20 protein-coding genes and 1 tRNA gene are annotated in these 22,029 nt (G+C 34.0%); 4 read left to right on the top strand and 17 right to left on the bottom strand.

The features are described 5' to 3' along the window. Positions 1-142 (top strand): T9SS type A sorting domain-containing protein (locus ACM39_RS19675; protein WP_131701491.1); only part of this gene is annotated, 142 nt, incomplete at its 5' end. A 683-nt stretch (positions 143-825) separates the two neighbouring features. Then, positions 826-978, top strand: coding sequence for a bacteriocin-like protein (locus ACM39_RS19670; RefSeq protein ID WP_410470255.1), 153 nt, complete (start codon positions 826-828; stop codon positions 976-978). Positions 979-1,159: 181 nt separating this feature from the next. On the opposite strand, the gene ACM39_RS19565 is transcribed toward ACM39_RS19670, so the two are convergent. The 12 genes from ACM39_RS19565 to ACM39_RS18050 all read right to left on the bottom strand — a co-directional run bounded on the left by ACM39_RS19565 (position 1,160) and on the right by ACM39_RS18050 (position 12,131). After that, positions 1,160-1,288 carry a hypothetical protein gene (locus tag ACM39_RS19565; RefSeq protein ID WP_262483805.1) on the bottom strand — a complete coding sequence of 43 codons (129 nt, stop codon included), beginning with the start codon at positions 1,286-1,288 and terminating at the stop codon, positions 1,160-1,162. A gap of 616 nt (positions 1,289-1,904) precedes the next feature. Next, positions 1,905-1,975: transfer RNA gene (locus ACM39_RS18095), tRNA-Cys, on the bottom strand. Positions 1,976-2,026: 51 nt separating this feature from the next. Then, the gene (locus tag ACM39_RS18090) at positions 2,027-2,533 is read right to left on the bottom strand and encodes an RDD family protein (RefSeq protein WP_048512449.1); all 507 of its coding nucleotides are present in this window, start codon (positions 2,531-2,533) and stop codon (positions 2,027-2,029) included. 25 nt (positions 2,534-2,558) lie between these two features. Further along, positions 2,559-3,923 (bottom strand): DUF4403 family protein, encoded by a 1,365-nt coding sequence (locus tag ACM39_RS18085; RefSeq protein WP_048512448.1) that lies wholly within the window; start codon positions 3,921-3,923, stop codon positions 2,559-2,561. A gap of 37 nt (positions 3,924-3,960) precedes the next feature. Further along, positions 3,961-4,332 carry a dihydroneopterin aldolase gene (gene folB / locus ACM39_RS18080; RefSeq protein ID WP_048512447.1) on the bottom strand — a complete coding sequence of 124 codons (372 nt, stop codon included), beginning with the start codon at positions 4,330-4,332 and terminating at the stop codon, positions 3,961-3,963. A 5-nt stretch (positions 4,333-4,337) separates the two neighbouring features. Then, positions 4,338-5,642, bottom strand: coding sequence for a threonine synthase (gene thrC / locus ACM39_RS18075; protein WP_048512457.1), 1,305 nt, complete (start codon positions 5,640-5,642; stop codon positions 4,338-4,340). A 13-nt stretch (positions 5,643-5,655) separates the two neighbouring features. After that, positions 5,656-6,582 (bottom strand): homoserine kinase, encoded by a 927-nt coding sequence (locus tag ACM39_RS18070; RefSeq protein ID WP_048512446.1) that lies wholly within the window; start codon positions 6,580-6,582, stop codon positions 5,656-5,658. Between the two features lie 9 nt (positions 6,583-6,591). Next, positions 6,592-9,042 (bottom strand): bifunctional aspartate kinase/homoserine dehydrogenase I, encoded by a 2,451-nt coding sequence (gene thrA / locus ACM39_RS18065; RefSeq protein ID WP_048512445.1) that lies wholly within the window; start codon positions 9,040-9,042, stop codon positions 6,592-6,594. Positions 9,043-9,319: 277 nt separating this feature from the next. Continuing rightward, positions 9,320-9,481 carry a bacteriocin-like protein gene (locus ACM39_RS19315; protein ID WP_165585139.1) on the bottom strand — a complete coding sequence of 54 codons (162 nt, stop codon included), beginning with the start codon at positions 9,479-9,481 and terminating at the stop codon, positions 9,320-9,322. Positions 9,482-9,537: 56 nt separating this feature from the next. Further along, on the bottom strand, positions 9,538-10,557 hold the full coding sequence (nadA, locus tag ACM39_RS18060) for a quinolinate synthase NadA (RefSeq protein ID WP_048512444.1): 1,020 nt from the start codon (positions 10,555-10,557) through the stop codon (positions 9,538-9,540). Positions 10,558-10,636: 79 nt separating this feature from the next. Further along, positions 10,637-11,203 carry a guanylate kinase gene (gene gmk, locus ACM39_RS18055; RefSeq protein WP_048512443.1) on the bottom strand — a complete coding sequence of 189 codons (567 nt, stop codon included), beginning with the start codon at positions 11,201-11,203 and terminating at the stop codon, positions 10,637-10,639. A 70-nt stretch (positions 11,204-11,273) separates the two neighbouring features. Beyond that, complete coding sequence (locus ACM39_RS18050; RefSeq protein WP_048512442.1) at positions 11,274-12,131, bottom strand: YicC/YloC family endoribonuclease; 858 nt, start codon at positions 12,129-12,131, stop codon at positions 11,274-11,276. Between the two features lie 43 nt (positions 12,132-12,174). Here ACM39_RS18050 and miaA point away from each other — a divergent pair, with 43 nt between their 5' ends. Next, positions 12,175-13,086: a tRNA (adenosine(37)-N6)-dimethylallyltransferase MiaA gene (miaA, locus tag ACM39_RS18045; RefSeq protein WP_048512441.1), complete on the top strand. Its 912-nt coding sequence runs from the start codon at positions 12,175-12,177 to the stop codon at positions 13,084-13,086. A gap of 105 nt (positions 13,087-13,191) precedes the next feature. Here the strand turns inward: miaA and ACM39_RS18040 are convergent, their stop codons facing one another. From ACM39_RS18040 to ACM39_RS18025, 4 genes are all read right to left on the bottom strand, one after another. Then, the gene (locus ACM39_RS18040; RefSeq protein WP_048512440.1) at positions 13,192-14,604 is read right to left on the bottom strand and encodes an efflux transporter outer membrane subunit; all 1,413 of its coding nucleotides are present in this window, start codon (positions 14,602-14,604) and stop codon (positions 13,192-13,194) included. Positions 14,605-14,749: 145 nt separating this feature from the next. After that, positions 14,750-17,932 (bottom strand): efflux RND transporter permease subunit, encoded by a 3,183-nt coding sequence (locus ACM39_RS18035; RefSeq protein WP_048512439.1) that lies wholly within the window; start codon positions 17,930-17,932, stop codon positions 14,750-14,752. A 43-nt stretch (positions 17,933-17,975) separates the two neighbouring features. Further along, positions 17,976-19,136, bottom strand: coding sequence for an efflux RND transporter periplasmic adaptor subunit (locus tag ACM39_RS18030; protein ID WP_048512438.1), 1,161 nt, complete (start codon positions 19,134-19,136; stop codon positions 17,976-17,978). A 361-nt stretch (positions 19,137-19,497) separates the two neighbouring features. Continuing rightward, complete coding sequence (locus ACM39_RS18025; RefSeq protein ID WP_048512437.1) at positions 19,498-20,094, bottom strand: TetR/AcrR family transcriptional regulator; 597 nt, start codon at positions 20,092-20,094, stop codon at positions 19,498-19,500. 154 nt (positions 20,095-20,248) lie between these two features. Between ACM39_RS18025 and ACM39_RS18020 the strand changes: the two genes are divergently transcribed. Beyond that, positions 20,249-20,803 carry a thioredoxin family protein gene (locus ACM39_RS18020; protein ID WP_048512436.1) on the top strand — a complete coding sequence of 185 codons (555 nt, stop codon included), beginning with the start codon at positions 20,249-20,251 and terminating at the stop codon, positions 20,801-20,803. A gap of 277 nt (positions 20,804-21,080) precedes the next feature. Here the strand turns inward: ACM39_RS18020 and ACM39_RS18015 are convergent, their stop codons facing one another. Continuing rightward, on the bottom strand, positions 21,081-21,986 hold the full coding sequence (locus tag ACM39_RS18015; RefSeq protein WP_048512435.1) for an AraC family transcriptional regulator: 906 nt from the start codon (positions 21,984-21,986) through the stop codon (positions 21,081-21,083). Between the last annotated feature and the right edge of the window lie 43 nt (positions 21,987-22,029).

Below are 22,029 nucleotides of genomic sequence, written 5' to 3'. Positions count from 1 at the left end.
TTATAATGCAGCGGGTCAGCTAGTTTCGAGCGGATTAATCTTAAACAACAATATTGATGTTAGGAAATTGGTAAGTGGCGTGTATGTGATTGACATCGATGATGTTCAGGGTAAAGCACAGAAGAAGTTTATCAAAGAATAATCATTAAATAAATAATGAATTCATTATTTACCTTATAGGAATAGGCTCTCAGAAATGAGAGCCTATTTTTTTAATGTGCTGATGAGTTAAAAAGTTTTCTTGTTATTAAAACTTTCAACGTTTAATTTATTTATTTTTTAATACTCTTAAAATAAAGTTAAAAGGAGAAAGACCAATAATATTGGCATAATATTTTAATATAAAAAATAACTCATGTTTAATTTGAGTTTTCATGGTTATTAGTTTTTATCCTCGGAGAAATCTGAGGATTTTTTATGATGTTAATTTCCCGGAGGATCTCCGAAAATACTGCAATAAAAAATTCCAATCGATGACGGGCGGTTATGGAAAAGAATCAGGAATGGTAAGCAAAACTACAAAGAGCGTCTCCGCATTAAATCGTGATGTAGCTTTAATCATATTCTTGGCATAAGTATTGAATAATAGAAGACGCTAAGTCATACAAAAAATATAAATGAAATTAAAATCCTTGCAATGATGTAAGAATTTTGTACTTGAGAAAACACTTTATAATATATCTTTCAAATTTTACTAATCTTCAGTTAAGGCTGGGGATTTTTTTATGTTGAAATATTTTATGTGTTAACTAATATTATATAAAATTAAATAGTAACTTGTAAATGCGTTTTTTAACGTAAAATATTAACTAAATAACAATAACTATGAAAAATCTGAAAAAACTTTCCAGAGAAAGATTGATTTCCATTAATGGAGGAATCGAAACTTGTGTTCAAAATTGTTTACCAGGATATAGAAAATGCTGTATTCCGCGTCAGGCCTACTATTGCGTTTCTAACGAAGAAGCATGCCTGTAATGTCTTAAAAAATTTCTTTGAAACATTTAATTAGTTAGAGACTGTCATTTAGATAGTCTCTTTTTTATGGCGTAGTAGGGGCTACGTCCCGATGTTTTTATTTTATTGGAGTCCTTGGATTCTTTCTAATCCATCCTCTTTCTATAAAGGAATGATCTTTTTTCAGCTCTAAAGTTGTTAATTATTTACTTACAAAAATTTTAGTTTCTCCAGATATAAGATTTTTCTTATCTTTAATGCAAATTTTTAAATGGCAGGAAATGCCAAATAATTTTTTTTCATCATTTGTGTTTTTAATCTCCTGTTTCATAGCAGGAGATTTTTTATGATTGGAATCATAAAATGATAATTCTGAAAATCTTTAATTTTATATATACCTTACTTTTCAATATAAAACAATCATGTTTAAACCTCTCAATGCCCCGAGAGGTTTTTTTATTAAGAGGTACGAGAACTTTTTCTTATCCATTCAACATCAATAAAAGGATGGTCCTTTGTTATTATTAAATTTGGTTTAATAGGCTTTTTCAAAACAATTTGGGTTTCTTGTTTTTCTCTATTTTCAATACCGCGTAAAACAATAGAAAAAATAACTTCTTCGTTTACTTTAAGAAATCCGGCTCTGAAAAATAATTTATTATAACAATAAACATCAAGAATCTAATCTCTTACTGAAGATTTTATACGGATGATTCTTTCTTTAAAATCCCCAATTTGTTTTCCTCAACAATTTGAATTACAATTCCAGAAATTTCCAGAAATTTAAATTACAAAATTAGAATGCAAATCAAATATTTTAGTACAACAAACTTGGCGTAATTGAAGAAAAGCAAAAATAATAAAATAACTTGTTGGGATTTAGTTGGAATATTTAAAAATAAAAACCCCTAACATGCTTTAAATTAGCTGGTTAGGGGTTGATTGGGAGGTGCCTAGCGGATTCGAACCGCTGTAGATGGTGTTGCAGACCACTGCCTAGCCACTCGGCCAAAGCACCGTTTTTTAATGTGTGCAAATATAATAAAATTCTTTATTCAACAAAAGCTTTTTAGGCAATTTCTTTCTTTCCAAGGTCGTCTATTTCGCTTTTAGCCTGTTTTTCAGCATCATAATTTTTTGTATTAATTACTCTGGTATCACTCCAGCTGTCATGCCAGCCATTTTCTCCCAAAAAAGACAGTGCATCAAAAGGTACAAGCCTTGAAAAAGTACGTCCAACTATTTGACCTATTGTAGGTTTATTGCCATCTATGCTGATTACAGACGTGCCGGTAATGTATTTACCAATAGTTTTTCCCAGAAAATATTCCATCAAAATGAAATAACTGAAATAGAAAAGTAAATACAAAAACATGAAAGAAATATTTACTGCAAGATTACCTTCTATAGCTTCAGAATCTATTGCTTCTCCAAAAATAACAGCATATACAAGTCCAAAAATGAAAATGATTACATAATAAATTACCTGTATAAAAATTCCGTCTAAAAAATAGTTTGCAAATCTTGATCCTGAAGACGCTCTGTGTCTATTAACAATTTGTAAGTATTTTCTCATGGTTAAATATAGTTTTAGGTTGTTTTTAAAATCCGTTTAATATTAATTTTAAAGAAGCATTTGTATCAATTACAGCAGTGATTCCTGTGGATGAAAGAAGAATTTTAGTTGGTTTTAAATTAAAAACCCTCCCGTTCATTTTTAAACCTTTATAATACTCTTTATTAAACGCTTCTTCAATGCTTTTTTTCGAAGTTTCTTCAAGTTCCTGAGTAGGAATTCCATACTCTTGTTCTATCATTTTTACAATTTTGCTCTGGAAAAGAACAGAGGCTGTTTTATGTAAAATGTTTGTTGTTTTCAACTTAAATTTAGTATTTGACAGTACAATTTTCCTCTTCATCTCATCATACACGGGGATTCCCGAAATTATAGAAGTTCCTTTAATGTAGCCGTCAGTTTGAGCTTCAATTGTAATCCTTTCATCAATTCCGTAGACTCTGATATCTATAATTTTTACTTTTGAATCATTAATGTCAAATTCCTTATTTAAAAAAGTTTTTCGTGCTATATTGCTTGCTTCAGTAAAAGGGATGTTTGCCGTTGTCTGAAGTGAAAATTTATCAGCAAGATTGGGATTAAAACTAAAATTGGCTGCTGAACTGATTGTTTGTGATGTGGCAGGTTTACTTCCGGTGAAGGTTTCAGAATAGATGTCGATGCCAAGATTGGTGTCAATTTGATTTCCATAAAATTTCAAAGGAGTAAGATTCACATTGATAGGCGTTACCTTCAGCCAGGTATTATATTCTTCAGAAATATTAAAAGGCTGCGAAAAAACATTCCAGGCCATTACAGCATATTTTTGAAAATTAAGTTGTGTAGCCATTTGCTGGTCAATAGTTTTGCCAAATTTATCCTGCTGTTCCTTTAAACTTTTTTCAACTAAAGAGGTAATCGGAATCTGAATTTTTCCATAATCCAAAACCGGTTTTGTCACCCATCTAAAACCATTGGGTTGAGTATTTGTCGTGATAGTCCAATTATTTTTAAAACTTAAAGTCGTATTGAAAGACATCACCGTTTCAAAAGTTGTATTCTGATACGTGTAAACTCCCAAAGTCCCGATACCTTTTTCAGCCCATATTTTTAATGGAACCTCAATCAGTAAATTTTGATTGGTACCTCCAACAAGGCGTATTGGCCGGGTTTTCCATACTTTTACTTTGAACTGATCGTTGTTATTATCTGTATAAGAGTCATCCTGATAAATCAGTTCCTTCACGGAAGCATTGATCATATTGCTAATCTCCGAAAGCGGAATAGTCACAGGCATTGTGATGCTGGATTTTATTTTTGGAAAATTGTAGGTAGCTAATTGATTGTCAGCTTTATTCTGGCCAAAAATACTGACGAATGCTAAGATGAATAATAGGTTGATGAACTTCAATTTTTTATGTTTTTAATAGGCGAAATTAATAATATTTTTAATTATCAGGTTTGAAACTTTTCTCTAATTCTATACTTGCACCTTTTACTTCTCCATCCATTGGAGGTGATGTTTTTGTTATTTTTAATTTAATATAATCAATTTGCGGAAATTTTTCATGGATTTTAGAAATGATTCTTCCTACAACATGTTCCAGTAATTTTGATTTAATTTTCATTTCATCATGAATGATTTCATTGATATCTGCATAGCTTATCGTATCGTTTAAATCATCAGATTCTGCGGCCTTCCACAAATCAGTGTGGAGTAGTTCCACATTTAAGATATAGTAAGCCCCGATAATATTTTCTTCGGGTAAAACACCGTGATAAGCATATATTTTTACGTCTTCAAGATAAATCTTGCTCATATTTTTTAATTTTTATTAAGCAAAAATCGTTTTAATTCTGCAAAATCAGGAGTTATTTCTACACTTTTTTTCTCCTTTTTCATTAATTCTTCCAAAGATTTTGGAATGCCAATTTTAATACGGGTTGCCTTTTCTACAGCATCAGGAAATTTCACAGGATGTGCCGTTCCCAAAATAAACCCTTTTTTACCCGGTTTTTCTTTCAAATACTGTTCCAGGGCTGTATAGGCAACTGCGCTGTGAGGCTCAAGCATATAATTGTACTTTTCATAAACTTCAGCAATTGTTTGCAAAGTTTTCTTATCATCAATCGAATAACCCGTAATTTTGCTTTTTAAATTTTCAAATTGATTTTCAAATAGTTCTAAAATTCTAACAAAATTACTCGGATTCCCCACATCCATCGCATTAGAAAGTGTTGCAACTGTTTCTTTTGGTTCTAATTTTTTTGACTTTAAATACTTAGGAACCATATCATTTTCATTACAAGCCGCAATAAAATGTTCAGCGGAAAGCCCTCTGAAATGAGCCAGAATTCCTGCACAGATATTTCCGAAATTCCCGCTAGGAACACAAATTACTGGATTCTCTTTTTCTAATTTTTGCCATTGTTTTAATGCCAACACATAATAGATTTGTTGGGGAAGCCATCTTGCAACATTAATGGAATTAGCCGAGGTTAAAAATAATTCTGAGTTAATTTCTTCGTCCGAAAAAGCCTGTTTTACCAAATTCTGACAATCATCAAAACTACCGTCAACTTCTAATGCATAAGTATTTTCACCCAGAGCAGTCAATTGCTTTTCCTGAACCGGGCTTACCCTGTTTTTCGGATATAAAATCACCACATTGGTTCCCGTAGTTTTGTAAAACCCGTTGGCAACTGCCCCTCCTGTGTCTCCTGAAGTGGCAACCAAAACCGTCACTTTTTTATTTTCATTTTTCAAAAAATAGGAAAGACATCGGCTCATAAATTTTGCTCCGATATCTTTGAAAGCCAAAGTGGGACCATGAAAAAGTTCCAACGAATATATATTTTCACTGATTTTTTTCAGGGGAATTTCAAAACTGATTGTTTCTGAGACAATTTCCATTAAAATATCAGAAGGAATTTCATCTCCTACAAAATCTTTCATACATTGAAAAGCAATTTCTTCGTCTGGAAAAAGATGAAGATTTTCAATAAAATATGTATCAAATTGCGGAATAAATTCTGGGAAAAACAGACCTTTGTCTTTTCCTTGCCCTTTTATAGTTGCTGTTTTAAAATCAACAATTTCTTTTTTATCTTTTAAATTGTAATAATTCATTGTGGTTAAATTTTTAATCTTCATCAATAATTTTGATTCCTGATGGATTTATTTTTGAAACATAAACATAGTTGTCAATGTCGATCTCATCATAAACAGATTTCATCATTTCAGCGATTTTTTGTGCAAGTTCTTCTTTTTCGGATAACATAAAAACCGAAGGGCCAGAACCTGAAATTCCGCCTCCTAAAGCTCCTAACTCTAAACTTTTTTCTTTAATTTCATTAAATTTCGGAATTAGAATACTTCTGATAGGTTCGATAATCACATCATTCAAACTTCTGCCAATCAATCCAAAATCATTTTTCTGAATTCCGGCAACAAGTCCCGCAATATTTCCCCATTGTTCTATTGCATCCTTCAAAAGAATATTTTTCTTTAAAATCTGTCGTGCATCTGAAGTTTTTACTTCGACTTGTGGATGAACCGCTGTCACAAATAAGTCAGGAGAGCTCAACGGGATAATATCAACCGGATTTGATGATTTAACTAAAGTTATTCCTCCATAGATACACGGAGCAATATTATCTGCATGTTTTACATCTGAAGCCAATTCTTCACCAAACATGGCAAAGTAGACCAGCTCTTCCTTAGATAAAATATTTCCTAATAATATGTTTGCTCCAATGGCGGCTCCGGCGGCGCTAGCCGCGCTGGAGCCGAGCCCGCTTCCGGGTTTTATTTTTTTATTAATGACAACCTCAAAACCATTTTTTAAATGTAAATGCTCCTGAATTTTTAACAATACCACACCTGCAACATTCTGTAAAGGCTTTTCCGGTAAACCGAATTTGTCTGTATGTTTTATGATAATTTCAGGGGATTCTGTTAATCTCAATTCCATTTCATCATACGGCTCATGAATCGCCATTCCCAAAATATCAAATCCACAAACTAAATTGGCGACAGTTGCAGGGACTTTTAATCTAACTTTTTTCATAATTTTAATTTAAAGGGAACGGACAATATCAGCAAAAACACCACTTGCAGTAACTTCCGCACCGGCACCAGCTCCTTTTACAACCAAAGGCTGTTCAGAATATCTCAACGTTTTTAAAATGACAATATTATCTTTTCCGTACAAATGAAAAAGATCACTTTCAGGAGCAATATGATGTAACCCGACTTTGGCTTTCCCATCTTTAAATTCGGCAACATATTTTAAAATTTTCCCGTTATTTTTGGCTTTTTCCAATAAATTTTTAAAATGACTTTCATATTTGATAAGAGATTGGTAAAAATCTCCCACACTTCCATTCATACACTCTTCAGGAAGAAAGCTTTCATTTTCAATCTCATTAAATTCAAGGGAATATCCAGCTTCTCTTGCCAGAATTAGAATTTTTCTGGCGACATCAGTTCCTGCTAAATCAAGCCGCGGATCAGGTTCCGTGTAGCCTTCTTTTTGAGCTTGCGCTACGATTTCAGAGAAAGTTTTGCTTCCATCATAATTGTTAAAAACAAAATTCAATGTTCCGCTCAGGACTGCCTGAATAGACGTTATTCTATCACCACTTCTTATTAAATCATTAATTGTTCCGATAATGGGAAGTCCTGCTCCGACATTTGTTTCAAAGAAAAATTTGCAACTGTGATTTCGGGCAATTGATTTTAAATTTTTATAACTTTCAAAGTCAGATGACGCTGCAATTTTATTACAGGCAACAATATTTATACTTTTTTTTAATAGTTTTTCATACATATTCGGAATTTCTGAACTAGCCGTAACATCTACAAAAACAGAATTTCTTAAATTTTTAGAAATGATTTGCTGTGCGAATTTTTCAGCAGATGCTTCTTCACCTGTTTTGTGAAAATTAATAAATTCACTTTCTGAAATTCCTTTTTCTGAGAAAATCATTTTACGACTGTTAGAAAGTCCCGCAATTCTTAGATTAATCAAAAGATTTTCTTTAAGATATTCGTTCTGTTTATAGATTTGCTGAATTAATTTCAACCCAACATTTCCTGTTCCACAGATATAAAGATGAACCTGCTTTATTTCTGATTCAAAAAATTCTTCGTGTAAAACATTTACTGCTTTTTTGATGTCTTTTTCTGAAATAACAATGCTGATATTTTTCTCCGAAGAACCTTGCGCGATCGCTCGAATATTGATTCCGTTGTTTCCCAGGCAACCAAACATTTTTGCACTTACACCACTTCTGCTTTTCATATTTTCGCCTACTAATGCTACAATAGAAAGATTGGTTTCAATTTTTACAGGTTCCACTTTTTTTAGTTTTACATCATCTTCAAAAGACGAATCGATAGCAGTTTTTGCATTAAAAATATCTTTTTCATTTATTGCAATAGTAATAGAATGTTCTGAAGAACTTTGAGTAATAAGAATCACATTGATTTTTTCGCTGTTTAAACATTGAAACAGCTTAGCCGAAATCCCCGGAATTCCGATCATTCCACTTCCCTCCAAGGTCAGCAAAGCAATCTTGCTCATATTAGAAATCCCAACTGCAATCTGTTGATTTTGAGATTCTGATTTTTCTAAATTATGAGAAATTAAAGTTCCGAAAGCTTCGGGGTTGAAGGTGTTTTTAATTCTTAGATTAATATTTTTAACCATTACAGGTTGAATTGTTGGGGGATACAAAACTTTTGCTCCAAAATGAGAAAGCTCCATTGCTTCATGATATGAAATTTCAGGAATTGGTTTTGCATTTGAGACTAATCTTGGGTCGGAAGTCATCATGCCGTTTACATCTGTCCAAATCTGAAGCTCATCAGCATTGATAGCAGATGCGATAATTGAAGCGGTATAATCAGAACCACCTCTTCCCAGGGTTGTTGAATTTCCTTTTTCATCTTTAGCAATAAATCCCGGAGCTATAATAATCTGATACTGGTTTTCACTTAAAAAATTTCTCAAATTATCTTCTGTACGTTCAAAATCTACCTTAGCATTAGTGAAATTACTGTCTGTTATGATATTATCTGCGGAGTTCATCCACATTATATCAAGTCCTTCAAATTTTAACCTTGCAGCAATAATATTTGAGGAAAGAAATTCCCCGTAAGAAGTGATTTTATCTTTGATTCTAGCAGTAAATTCCCCCAAAACGAAAATTCCGTTGCAGAGGTCTTCAATATCATTAAAATGTTTTTTAACGAAGCTCAGCCATGAACTTTGTTCCCTAATCGGAATTAATTCTTTAACCAGATTCAGATGTTTTTCCTCAATATCTTTTATAACCTGAAGATAGTTTTCATCTTTTTTAGAAGCAGATTCTGCTGCTTTAATTAAGCTATCCGTTGTACCATGAAGTGCTGAAACTACGACAATAACTCTATTTTTAAGAGCTTCTCTTTTTATAATATCCCCGGTTTGCAGTATATTTTGTGAGTTGGCAACAGAAGTTCCGCCAAATTTTAAAACTTTCATTATTTGTTTTATTTTAATTTATAGAAAAATGAAATTTTTACTCTTTATAAAAGAGTATACGTATGTGAATTTATATGTGAAAATTTACCCCTTATGGGGTAGTCGTAGTTGTTGTAGAAACAAAAGATACTTCCGAAATAGAGAAATCAGGAGTAGAAATATCAGATATGTTTCTTAAAAAATTCATTGTTGCTGAACAAATGTACAAATTATTTTGAAATAGAAAAGTTTTTTAAAATAAAAGAGGCTGTCTAAACAGATAGCCTCTTTATTTTCTTTAACAGTTGTCTGGAATATATTGTCCTTTCGGAACACAAATAGGTTCACCACTGCAACCAACTCCACAAGTTTCATGAATCTCACAATTTAAATTGCAGAATCCAGCTCCGCCTTTTACATTTTTAAGACTTTTTCTGTCTAATTTTTTTAAATTTTTCATGTTTATATTTTATATTCTCTCAAATATAATTAAATATTCAACATGTTGTGAAAAAATTATTTTATACTTTTCGAAAGATCAAGCATTGCCTCGATTGGCTTCAATGCTTTTAATCTTAATTCTTCATCAATAAGAATTTCAGGAAGCTCATACTTCATACATAAATACAATTTTTCCATTGTATTACGTTTCATATAGAAACATTCTGAACAATTACAGCTTTCGTCGAAAACCAAAGCCGGAATCAATTCTTTATGAGGAGCACGTTTTTTCATTTCGTGTAAAATTCCTTCTTCCGTAGCAATAATAAATCTTTGACAATCATCTTCTTCAACATAGTTCAACAGAGCGGAAGTAGAGCCGATAAAGTGAGCTAATTTCAAAACAGATTCTTCACTTTCAGGGTGAGCAATCAATTTTGCGTCAGGATTATCTGCCAATTGCTTTGCAATTCTTTCCATTGAAAACGCTTCATGAACTATGCAGCTTCCATCCCAAAGAATCATATCGCGACCCGTTTTTTTAGATAAATATCTTCCCAGGTTTTTATCCGGAGCGAAAATAATCGGTCTGTCTTTCGGAAGGGCTTCAATCACTGTTTCAGCATTTGAGCTGGTTACAATGATGTCACTTTCTGCCTTTGTTTCGGCATTACAGTTAATGTATGTTGCAATTAAAGCATTCGGATGCTGTTCACGCATTTTTCTCAAGCCTTCACCTGAACAACCGTCTGCTAAAGAACATCCTGCCATTGTATCGGGAAGGACAACTTTTTTCGTAGGATTCAGAATTTTTGCTGCTTCAGCCATGAAATGTACTCCGCAGAATACAATCATATCAGCATTCGTATCTTTTGCCTGTCTGGCTAATTGAAGGGAATCTCCCAGGAAATCAGCAATATCCTGAATTTCTCCGGGTTGGTAATAATGCGCTAAAATTACCGCATTTTTTTCTTCTTTCAATTGAAGAATAGCTTTTACCAATTCTTCTCCTTGAGGAATCACCAAATCTTTTATATCCAAAAATCCCCTTACCGGAATGGCAGACTTAGCTTTTTCTAATGTTTCGGTACTCATATCAACCTCAATGTTTTTTGATTATAGAAATTAGATAGAAGATTAGACTAAAGATTTTAAGGCTTTAAAAAACTAATTTCTAGTTACTTTCTATAAAATTTTTTATTAAACTTTCTATTTCTTCTTTTGCAATATTCAAATCGGAATTAATCACGATTTTATCAAATTCTTTTGCATAAGACATTTCTTCTTCTGCCTTTGCTACGCGGGTTTTGATAGTTTCTGCATCATCGGTGTTTCTTGAAATCAATCTTCGTTCCAATTCTTCAATGGAAGGCGGTTCAATGAAAATTGATAAAGCCTGTTCTCCAAAATATTTTTTCAGGGATATTCCACCTTTTACATCAACATCGAAAATTACCACTTTTCCCTGATTCCAGATTTTTTCAACTTCAGATTTTAAAGTACCGTAATATTTATTAGTATATACTTCTTCAAATTCTACAAAAGCATTTTCTGCAATTTTCTGTCTGAATTCATCAGGACTTAAAAAATGATAATCCACAGCATGAATTTCATTTCCTCTCGGTGGTCTCGTTGTACATGAGATCGAGAACTGCAATTCCTTAAATACTTCCAAAGAATGCTTTACTAATGTAGTTTTTCCGCTTCCAGACGGTGCTGAAAATATGATAACTTTATCCATTCAGATTAGAGATTTTTAGATTAGAGATATGAGACTAAGTTCTCAGATCCCATATCTATAGGTCTGTTGTCTATAATACGTTTAACGTCTGCTCTTTAATTTTTTCCAAATCATCTTTCATCATGACCACCAGTTTTTGGATTTCCGCATGATTGGCTTTCGAACCTAATGTATTGATTTCTCTTCCGATTTCCTGAGAAATAAACCCAAGTTTCTTTCCGTTAAAATCTTCATTATCCATGACTTCTTTATAATATTTTAAGTGTTGGGAAAGTCTTACTTTTTCCTCTGAAATATCCAGTTTTTCCGTGAAATAAGCCATTTCCTGATAAAAACGGGTTTCATCAACATTTTCAAATTCTTTTAAAGATTTTTGATAACGTTCTTTTACACTTACAATTCTTTCTTCTTCATAAGGAATTACCTCAGAGAGGCTTTTATCAATATTCTGAATATTCCTTTCTAATTCCTCATGCAGAATTTTACCCTCCGTTTTTCTGAATTCCTCGAATCGGTCAACAGCAGCGTTTACAATTTTTGCTAATGCTTCCCATTCACCTTCCGACAATTCATCCGGCCTTGAGGTAATAGCGTCAGGAAGTCTTACTGCCATTTTAAGATATTCAAAATCAGGTCCATCAGAAGCGATATTACGAAGTTCATTGATGTAAGAATCAATTAAACTTTTATTAATTTTCACATCATTTGTCTCTTCAAGATTCTCTATATTGATGTAGCAGTCTACTTTTCCACGGATTATTCTATCATTAAGAATTTTTCTTACCTCAAATTCTTTTTCTTTATATCTCAAAGGAATTTTAATATTCAAATCAAAGCTCTTACTGTTCAGTGATTTAATATCTATTGTAATCTTTTTGCCTTCAAAAACATCTTCGGCTCTGCCGAATCCGGTCATTGATAAAATCATAGTTTTTTATTGTCATACAAAGATAAACATTTAATTTAGCACTGTGAAAAATTTGATTTCTGTTGTAGGACCCACCGGAATTGGAAAAACGAGATTGGCAATTGACTTGGCTAACCATTTCAATACGGAAATTGTTTCCTGTGATTCACGCCAGTTTTTTAAGGAAATGAAAATCGGAACTGCTTCACCATCAGAGGAAGAATTGGCAGAAGCACCTCACCATTTTATAGGAAATCTTTCGGTTGAAGAATATTATTCTATCGGCCAGTATGAGGAAGATGCATTAAAAAAACTTAATGAACTTTTTGAAAATCATGAAACTGTCATTTTGGTTGGCGGAAGCATGATGTATGAAAAAGCGGTAATTGAGGGCTTAAATGATTTGCCGGAAGCTAACGAAGATAATCAGAAAAAATTACAGGAAATTTTCGAAAATGAAGGAATTGAAAAACTTCAGGGAATTGTAAAGGAACTCGATCCCGAATATTTTGCGGTCGTTGATTTTCATAATCACAGAAGACTTTTGCGGGCCATTGATGTTATTTGGCAGACAAATAAAAAATATTCTGAACTGATTGCTGTTTCACAGGATTCCAGAGATTTTAATACCATCCGAATCGGAATTGAAGCTCCGAGAGAAGAATTGTATGACAGAATCAACAGGAGAGTGGATATTATGATGGAGAAAGGTTTGTTGGATGAAGCAAAAAGTCTTGAAAAATTTAAAGATTTGACTGCTTTAAATACAGTTGGCTATTCAGAACTTTTCAGATATTTTGATGGAGAATGGGATTTGGATTTTGCCGTTTCTGAAATTAAGAAAAACAGCCGGAGATATGCAAAACGTCAATTGACGTGGTATAGAAAAGCAGATGATATTCATTATTTGCCGTTGGGATATTCTCAGGATGATTTTGATGGGTTGATTGAGTATATCAAAAAACTTTGTGTTTAAAATAAATTATAATAGTTGTTTTTCGCAAAGATCAATATTCTGAAATTTTAAAACAAAAATGCGATCCCGAAAGACCGCACTTCATTAACAATATAATTTAATTTACTACTTCCAACCGCCACCTAAAGCCCGGTATAAATCTACAATACTGCTTAATCTCTGTCTTTTTACAGACGCAAGATTCAGCTCTGCCTGTAGAGAATTTCCCTGAGCTGTAATCACCTCCAGGTAATTTGCCATTCCGCTTTTGTAAAGCATTTCGGCGCTTTTGATTCCGTTTTTTAAGGTGGCAACCTGTTCTGTTGCTTTTTGTTCCTGAACTTTTAAACTTTCATTGGAAACCAAAGCGTCAGAAACTTCACCCACTGCATTTAAAACAGACTGACGGAATGCCAGCACGTTTTTCTCTCTTTGGATTTTAGCAACATTAAGATCTGTTTTTAATTGCCTTTTCTGGAAAATAGGCTGAGTAAGTCCTCCTAAAACAGAACCGAACAATGAAGCCGGAATCTGGAACCAGTTATCAATTTTAAATGAATTGACGCCTCCGTTTGCTGTGATCTTCAATGAAGGATACATGTTTGCCTGAGCAATTCCTACTATTGAATTTGATTCCAATAAAACTAATTCCTGTTGACGAACATCCGGGCGGCGACTTACCATTGCTGCCGGAAGTCCTGCAGAAATATCCTGAGGTAAAGAAGTGTCGGACATTTCAATTGTTCTGCTTATTTTATTCGGATTTTCACCGATAAGAATGCTCAAAGCATTTTCCTGAATCGCAATATTTTGCTCCAGCTGAGTAATTAAAAGTTCTGTAGATTGCTTTTGGGCAGTTGCCTGCTGAACTCCCAAAGAAGTTGTATCACCACTTTGCCACATTTTTTCTGTGATGGAAAGTGTATTTGTGCTTAATTCTAAATTTGATTTGGCAATATGTAATTGCTTATCAAGCATCAATAAATTATAATATCCTTGGGCAATTGCCGCTACAACCTGTGTCTGAATCGCTTTTGTTGCTTCATAAGTCTGCAGATACTGCATTCTTGAAACTTCCTGCTGGTTTTTAATCTTTCCCCAAATATCAGCTTCCCAAGATAAATTGAATGCTGCATTGTAATCTTCAACATGACTTTGTCCTAAAAATAAATTCAAGCTCTGTCCGTTCATGCTGTTTTTTGAAGGTTTTGAAATCTGCGCAGAAACTCCGAAACCAACATCCGGATATTGAAGGTATTTTGCCTGTTTTAATTTTTCCTGTGAAGAGGCAACCTGTTTTAAAGCAATCTGTAAATCATAGTTGTTTTTAATCCCTTTTTCAATCAATGTTTGCAATATCGGATCACTGAAAAATAGTTTCCATTCCAGATTAGCAACACTTGCTGTATCAGCGGTTGCCGTATTTTGGAATTTTTCTGGAAGCTCAAGGTCTGGCTCCGTGAATGCCAATTTAGACACACATGAAACCGAGCCCAAAGCCAATATAAATGTGAGAAAAATATTCTTTATTCTTTTCATAGTTTTTAAACTTTTAATTGAATACAAAACTTTGAGAGTATTTGTTTAATGCAAAGGAGTCTTTAGTAGGAGAATACGTTGCTTTTATGATATGTATGAGTTGAAATAGTTTACTTTTACCTCAAAGTTTTGTATATCATATTTATTAATGAGCAGTTGCTAAAAGTTCTTCTTCCAGTTTTTGTCTTTGAAGTCTTTTCTTTTTTCTGCTTGGCATTTTTTCATGTAAATACTGGAAAATAACGTACATCACCGGAATAATAAAAATCCCGAATACTACTCCCGTAAACATTCCTCCAACAGTACTGATACCGATAGAGTGATTACCTTTTGCTGCTGCACCTTGTGTCCAGACCAACGGAAGCATACCGATGATGAAGGCAAATGAAGTCATCAAAATAGGTCTTAAACGTAATCTTGAAGCCTGAAGTGCAGATTCTATTAATGTTTTTCCGGCTTTTCTTCTTTGAACAGCAAATTCTACAATCAGAATCGCGTTTTTCGCTAATAATCCGACGAGCATGATTAACCCCACCTGAACGTAAATATTATTATCAATTCCTGCCAATCCCGTGAAAGCAAATACTCCGAAAATCCCTGTAGGAACTGTCAAAATAACGGCAAACGGAAGAATGTAACTTTCATACTGGGCTGCCAACAGGAAATACACAAATAAGATACTTAGCAAGAAAACGAAAGCAGTTTGTCCGCCGGTTTTGATTTCTTCACGGGTAATTCCTGTCCATTCATAGCCATAACCTCTGGGGAGTGACTTCTGAGCAACTTCTTCCACAGCTTTGATGGCATCTCCGGTACTGTAGCCAGGTTTTGGAGTTCCATTAATCGTCACAGCATTAAATAAATTATTTCGTGCCACAGTTTCGGGCCCGAAAGTTCTTTTTAAAGTCACTAAAGTCTTTACGGGAACCATTTCGCCTAAATTATTTTTAACATAAATCCCCTCCAAAGAATTTGCATCCGTACGATAAGGAATATCAGCCTGAGCCATCACTCTGTAGTATTTTCCGAACCTGTTGAAATCTGAAACGAAGCTGCTTCCGTAGTAGATCTGCATGGTCTGCATCAATTCTGTCACAGAAACGCCAAGCTGATTTGCTTTGTCTGTATCAACATCAATAGTATATTGCGGATTTCCCGCTGCATACGTTGTAAAGGCAAATGCAATTTCCGGACGTTTCATCAATTCTCCGATAAATGCCTGAGTAGTTGTTCCTAATTGTTCGAAAGAACCATTAGTTTTATCCTGAAGCATAAATTCAAATCCTGAAACGTTACCAAATCCCTGAACTGTAGGAAAGTTGAAGAAGAATGCATTAGCATCTTTTACCTGGGCTACTTTTCCTGTTAATGTTGCTGCAATTTGATCAGGATCTTTCATTTCTCCACGATCTTTATAATCTTTAAGTTTAATAAAACCTGCAGAATAAGGAGAAGCGTTCGCATTACTGATGAAGTTCATTCCATCGGCCACCCAAAGGTGATTCATAGCTTTTTCTCCATTCACAATTTTATCAATTTGCTCGGTAGCTCTGTGTGTTCTTTCCAATGAACTTCCCGGAGGGGTATTTACTGCATATAAAACGAAACCTTGATCTTCTGTTGGGATAAACCCTGTCGGAGCTTTTTTAATCAGGAATACACTAGCAGCAATGATAACGGCTAGTCCGCCAATCGCAACCCATTTGTTTTTAATTAAAAATTTAAGGCTGTAAATATACTTTTTAGTCATATTGTTGAATGCGACATTGAAAGCATTGAAAAATCTTGCTCCAAAACCTGTTTTATGACTGTGTTCTCCATGTTTACCTTGAGGATCGTTCAGGAATAATGCACATAAAGCTGGACTTAATGTCAATGCATTTATCGCTGAAATCATAATAGCGATTGCCAATGTAAAGGCAAACTGTCTGTAGAAAACTCCTGCAGGACCCTGCATGAAACCAACCGGAATAAATACGGCACACATTACCAATGTAATGGAAATAATGGCACCGGAAATTTCGCTCATGGAATTCATAGTAGCCTGCTCTACAGGCATTCCCGTATGTTCCATTTTCGAATGGACGGCTTCTACCACAACGATGGCGTCATCTACCACAATTCCGATGGCCAGTACTAATGCAAACAATGTCAACATATTAATGCTAAATCCAAACAACTGAAGGAAGAAGAATGTACCAATAATGGCAACAGGAACTGCAATCGCAGGAATTAATGTAGATCTGAAATCCTGAAGGAAAATATACACTACAATAAATACCAGAATAAATGCAATCACCAATGTCTCAACTACCTGATGAATCGAAGCATCTAAGAAATCTTTGGAATTGTACATGATGATTGGTTTCACTCCTTTTGGAAGGGTAGTGGAAAACTGGTCAACCTGTTTTTCGATTTCAGTTAAGATTTCATTTGCGTTGGAGCCTGCGGTTTGAAGAATAGCAAAACCTGCTACAGGCTTTCCATCAACCCTGTTGGCTGCTGTGTAAGTATATGAACCAAATTCTACTCTCGCTACGTCTTTTAATCTTAAAAACGAACCATCATTATTAGCTTTGATAGCAATATTTTCGTAGTCTTCGTTTTTGTTTAATTTACCTTTATACTTCAAAATATATTCGTAAGTTTCCTTACTTCCCTGTCCAAGACGGCCTGGTGCAGCTTCAAGATTATGGTCTTTGATAGCAGTCATTACTTCCTGTGGAGAAAGGTTATTGGCTGCTAATCTATCCGGTTTCAGCCAGATTCTCATGGAATAATCTCTGGTTCCGAAGACCTGTGCCTGAGCAACGCCCGGAATACGCTGTATTTGAGGTATGATGTTGATTTTAAGGTAGTTTTGTAGGAATAATTCATCATATTGCTTCGGATCTTCACTGGAAAGCCCCATAAACATAATCATACTATTCTGTACCTTTTGTGTAGAGATTCCCGCCTGTACAACTTCCTGTGGAAGTTGGCTCATTGCTTTTGATACACGGTTTTGAACGTTTACCGCTGCGTTATCAGGGTCAGAACCCTGCTTGAAAAACACGCTCAAAGTCATTGTACCATCGTTACTTGAGTTTGATGTCATGTATGTCATATTTTCCACACCGTTTACTGCTTCTTCAATAGGAACAGCTACGGAACGTGCCACTACTTCAGCATTCGCTCCCGGATAAAATGCCGTTACCTGAACGCTTGGTGGTGCAATATCGGGAAATAAGGTAACCGGTAAATTGAAAACCGATAATGCTCCCAATAGCAATAATATAATGGAGATGACCGTTGAAAGTACCGGTCTTTCTATAAATTGTTTTAACATAAGAAGTTTATTTTTTAAGTCTTCCGTACTCTGAATAGAAATATTATAAAGGTTTTGCTTTCAGCAAGCTGTCGGAAGAAATAACCTTAGCTTTGATTGGTGCACCGTCCTTTAGCATTCCGATTCCTGTGAATACGATTTTTTCGCCAGGTTGTAATCCCTCAGAAATAAAGTAGTAGCTGTCTGTTTTTCCTGAAATTTTTACAGGTTTGCTGACTGCTTTCTGGTCTTTCCCGACTACATAAACGTACGTTTTATCCTGTATTTCAAAAGTGGATTCCTGTGGAATTACTACCGCATTTGAAATGAGTTGTGGCATGCGAACCCGCCCTGTATTTCCTGTTCTCAACGTTCCGTTTGTATTTGGAAAAATAGCGCGAACACTTATGGCTCCTGTGGTTTTATCAAACTGCCCGTCTACAATGCTCATTTTACCTTTTTGAGGGTAAATGCTGTTGTCCGCGATTATCAAATCAACCATCGGCATATTTCTTAGCTTTTCTTCTAATGTTGCTCCTTCGTATTTATTTTGAAAAGCAATAAAATCAAGCTCACTTAAAGAAAAGTATGCGTAAATCTCACTGATGTCTGACAATAAAGTCAATGGGCTTGCATCCGTTCTTGAAATCAAACTTCCTTTTTTGTAAGGGATTCTTCCGATATATCCACTTACCGGTGCTGTTATAGTAGTAAATCCTACGTTGATTTTAGCGCCGCCAACAGATGCTTTTGCCTGTGCTGCTGCTGCAACTGCTGCTGCGTAATTGGCTTTTGCAGTTTTCAATTGTACATCAGAAACCACTTTTGCAGAAACTAAGGGCTGGAGTCTGTCTACTTCAACCTTAGCTTTTTGGATATTAGCATTGGCAGCCTGTAAATTGGCCTGAGCCATATTCATTTGCTCACCGTAAGCCCTTGAATCTATTTTAAATAAAGGTTGTCCGGCTCTCACGTAAGCACCTTCTTCTACATAAATTTTGTCCAGATAACCATCGACCTGTGATCTGATTTCTACATTGTTTTTCCCTTCCAGAGCGGTCGGAAATTCCTGATATGTTGTAGCCGGAGACGTAATTACGGTGTAAACGGGTAATTCAGGAGCAGGTGGTGCGGCGTTGGAACCTTCTGCTGCTTTTGTGCAATTTTGTAAAAGGATAATACTTGATATAAGTATGATAAACCTTATTTTTCCAGGTATTTTCATTTTTAGTTAATTTTTTTAATGAAGTGTTAGATTAAATTAATGTTGTGTTTAAATAAAATCCTGTTATATTTTCTAACAGTGTTAATAGTAAGTTCAAAAAAAATTACAGAATTTTTAATGTCGATTAGATAAGTGTTTTCATAATTGAAAAATTGTTTAAATGTTGGTTTAGTATATAAAATAGTGGGTGTATGATGTTAATTTTACTAACGGTGTTAATTTCTCGGTCAAAAGTTTTAACTTTGAATATATTAATTCTAATAAATTTTCTTTACACGTTTACTTGAGTTAGCTTTAAATGAATAAATTAGGTTAATTGTGTTATAAATCCTAACGGTGTTAATTTTAGTTCAAAAAAAATTTATAATGACTTAACGAAAGCTGAAACTGTTTCGTCCAGAGTCGTTTTGTTCATCGTTGAAGGGATATCTGTATTACGCATCATCATAATCGAAATCAAACCATGTACCGCTGAAAATAAAGCGTGAGACATGTGACAGGCATTATCCAGATTTGACCCGTTTTTCTTGATAATTTCGTAAGTACAATCATAAATCATGTCCTGAAATGAAGAAAATTCTTCCTTCATCATTCCTTTTCCGCTGCATTGCATTCCCAGACCGAACATCAGTTGGTAATATTCCTTATTCTTAAAAGCAAATTTCCAGTAGGCATCTACAATTGAAATAAGCTGCTCTTCCGGGGTATCATGCTTTTTCTGAGCTTTTAATAATTCTATATGTAACTGATGAAAGCCGTTTAAAGAAATTTCAAATAAAATTGCTTCCTTATTTTCAAAATAATCATAAACTACAGGTGCGCTGTATTCAATAGCATCTGCAATTTTACGCATCGAAAGTGATGCCCAGCCTTCAGTTTTCGCCAAATTGAAAGCCGCCTGCAAAATATTTGCACGGATGGATTCTTTTTCTCTTTGACGACGTTCATGTAGACCCATGATATTTCTTTTCTAACAGTGTTAGCAAAACTACAAACTTTTCTGTATATCTTCCAAACAATTTTTTGAATTTAACTTTTAACTAAAGTTTATAAAAGCCTGAATATGCTTTTAATAAAAGAAATATTTATCTTTGTCAACAAATAAAAAAGATATGGATACTCCCTCAAATATGTTAGCATTGGGTACAAAAGCACCGTTTTTTGAGCTCCCGAACCCGTCTAAAAGCAATGAAATTCAATCATTAGATGATTTGAAAGGCGAAAAAGGGACGCTGGTAATCTTTATGTGCAACCATTGTCCGTTTGTTCTTCATGTGATTGATAAACTTCATGAATTATATGAAGATTATAATGAAAGAGGAATTGAATTTATCGCAATAAACTCGAATAATGTAGAAAAATACCCTGCAGATTCCCCGGAAAAGATGATTGAATTTCAAATTGAAAGAAATTTTGATTTTCCTTATTTATATGATGAAAGCCAGGCAATTGCAAGAGCTTATGATGCAGCTTGCACACCGGATTTCTTTTTCTTTGATGAGAAATTAGATCTTATTTACAGAGGGCAGATGGATGATTCAAGACCGGGAAACCATAAAGATGTTACAGGTGAAGATTTAATTATCGCTTTTGAAAATCTTCTGTTGGGTGAGCCTCAGGAAGAAATTCAAAGACCGAGCATGGGTTGTAATATTAAATGGAAATAATTTTTCCTTTAGTTTAAAATATATAAAGCTGTTCTTTTTGAACGGCTTTTTTTATAACGGATAGACTTTTGGTTATATATTTTGTTAAAAGTTATCCACAAGGTTATCCACAAATTTATTAATATTTTAGTGTTAGATCTATATTATCTTTCTTAGATTTGACCTCTCAATCTTATTTTGTCTTTTATAAATATTTGATAATTATCAGGTTGTGAGGTTATCCCCAAAGTTATCCCCATTACTTGTGGACAAGTGTTTTTTTGTTTGAATCTTATTTTTAAAATCTCGCTTTAACTCTTGTATCATCCTCAACTTTTAAATCTATATTTACCTTATTATGCGAATAATTCTTAATAAATTCTGAGGGTGTTTTCTCTGTATATTTTTTAAACATTCTATTAAAATAAGTCACATTATTAAACCCGCAACTGTAACTGCATTCTGAGATGCTTTTATCCTGTGCCATCAGCAGACACGCTTTATTAATGCGATACCGGTTCACAAATTCTGTAAAGGTAATCTGTGTTGCTTTTTTGAAAAAATTACAGAAAGCAGGTAAGGTCAGATTTGCCAGTTTTGCAACATCTTCAATATTAATTTCTTTATCAAAGTTATGTTCTACGTATGTAAAAATATTTTCCAGGCGGGTTTTATTTTTTGAAATGATTGTATAGGGCATAATTTCTTTGTTCAAAAGCTCATACTCTGTGCATTTTGAAAGCTCAAATAGTATTTCCAATAGCAATAAATATCTTTTATAGCCTTCAGACTCCAACATTAATTTCAATTTTGGAAGCATTGCTTTTTTGATTTTAGGATGAAAATGTATTCCGTATTTTGAAAGCTCGAGCAAATTTTTGATAGATCGTGCTTCAATTTCCTGTTGGGGAAACTGCAAAATTTCTTCGTTGAACTGAAGTACAATTTCTTCATGTGGATCAATGGAATTTAGCCCAAACCCTGAATGTGGAATATTGGAACCGATTAATACCAAATCTCCATTTGCGTAATTGCTTTTGTGATAACCAACATGTCGCGTTCCGCTCCCGGAAATGACACATACAAGTTCGATTTCGGGATGATAATGATATTCCCATTTAAATTCTGAGATAGGCGAGTTATTGTGAATCGTGCGAAAAGAGCTCTTTTCATCAGGAATCACTCTTTCAAAAGTAACTTTCATTCAGTTAATCGTATTTTATCTCCTAAAATAATAATTATATTAA

Source organism: Chryseobacterium sp. FH2 (assembly GCF_001045455.1).
Taxonomy (GTDB): domain Bacteria; phylum Bacteroidota; class Bacteroidia; order Flavobacteriales; family Weeksellaceae; genus Chryseobacterium.
This window is presented reverse-complemented; position numbering and strand designations above follow the sequence as displayed.

Bases quoted from the DNA above. Each gene is read 5' to 3' on its own strand.
- ACM39_RS19670 (WP_410470255.1), top strand. From the start codon at position 826: ATGAAAAATCTGAAAAAACTTTCCAGAGAAAGATTGATTTCCATTAAT.
- ACM39_RS19565 (WP_262483805.1), bottom strand. From the start codon at position 1,288: ATGAAACAGGAGATTAAAAACACAAATGATGAAAAAAAATTATTTGGC.
- ACM39_RS18090 (WP_048512449.1), bottom strand. From the start codon at position 2,533: ATGAGAAAATACTTACAAATTGTTAATAGACACAGAGCGTCTTCAGGA.
- folB (WP_048512447.1), bottom strand. From the start codon at position 4,332: ATGAGCAAGATTTATCTTGAAGACGTAAAAATATATGCTTATCACGGT.
- thrC (WP_048512457.1), bottom strand. From the start codon at position 5,642: ATGAATTATTACAATTTAAAAGATAAAAAAGAAATTGTTGATTTTAAA.
- ACM39_RS18070 (WP_048512446.1), bottom strand. From the start codon at position 6,582: ATGAAAAAAGTTAGATTAAAAGTCCCTGCAACTGTCGCCAATTTAGTT.
- thrA (WP_048512445.1), bottom strand. From the start codon at position 9,042: ATGAAAGTTTTAAAATTTGGCGGAACTTCTGTTGCCAACTCACAAAAT.
- ACM39_RS19315 (WP_165585139.1), bottom strand. From the start codon at position 9,481: ATGAAAAATTTAAAAAAATTAGACAGAAAAAGTCTTAAAAATGTAAAA.
- nadA (WP_048512444.1), bottom strand. From the start codon at position 10,557: ATGAGTACCGAAACATTAGAAAAAGCTAAGTCTGCCATTCCGGTAAGG.
- gmk (WP_048512443.1), bottom strand. From the start codon at position 11,203: ATGGATAAAGTTATCATATTTTCAGCACCGTCTGGAAGCGGAAAAACT.
- ACM39_RS18050 (WP_048512442.1), bottom strand. From the start codon at position 12,131: ATGATTTTATCAATGACCGGATTCGGCAGAGCCGAAGATGTTTTTGAA.
- ACM39_RS18040 (WP_048512440.1), bottom strand. From the start codon at position 14,604: ATGAAAAGAATAAAGAATATTTTTCTCACATTTATATTGGCTTTGGGC.
- ACM39_RS18035 (WP_048512439.1), bottom strand. From the start codon at position 17,932: ATGTTAAAACAATTTATAGAAAGACCGGTACTTTCAACGGTCATCTCC.
- ACM39_RS18030 (WP_048512438.1), bottom strand. From the start codon at position 19,136: ATGAAAATACCTGGAAAAATAAGGTTTATCATACTTATATCAAGTATT.
- ACM39_RS18025 (WP_048512437.1), bottom strand. From the start codon at position 20,094: ATGGGTCTACATGAACGTCGTCAAAGAGAAAAAGAATCCATCCGTGCA.
- ACM39_RS18020 (WP_048512436.1), top strand. From the start codon at position 20,249: ATGGATACTCCCTCAAATATGTTAGCATTGGGTACAAAAGCACCGTTT.
- ACM39_RS18015 (WP_048512435.1), bottom strand. From the start codon at position 21,986: ATGAAAGTTACTTTTGAAAGAGTGATTCCTGATGAAAAGAGCTCTTTT.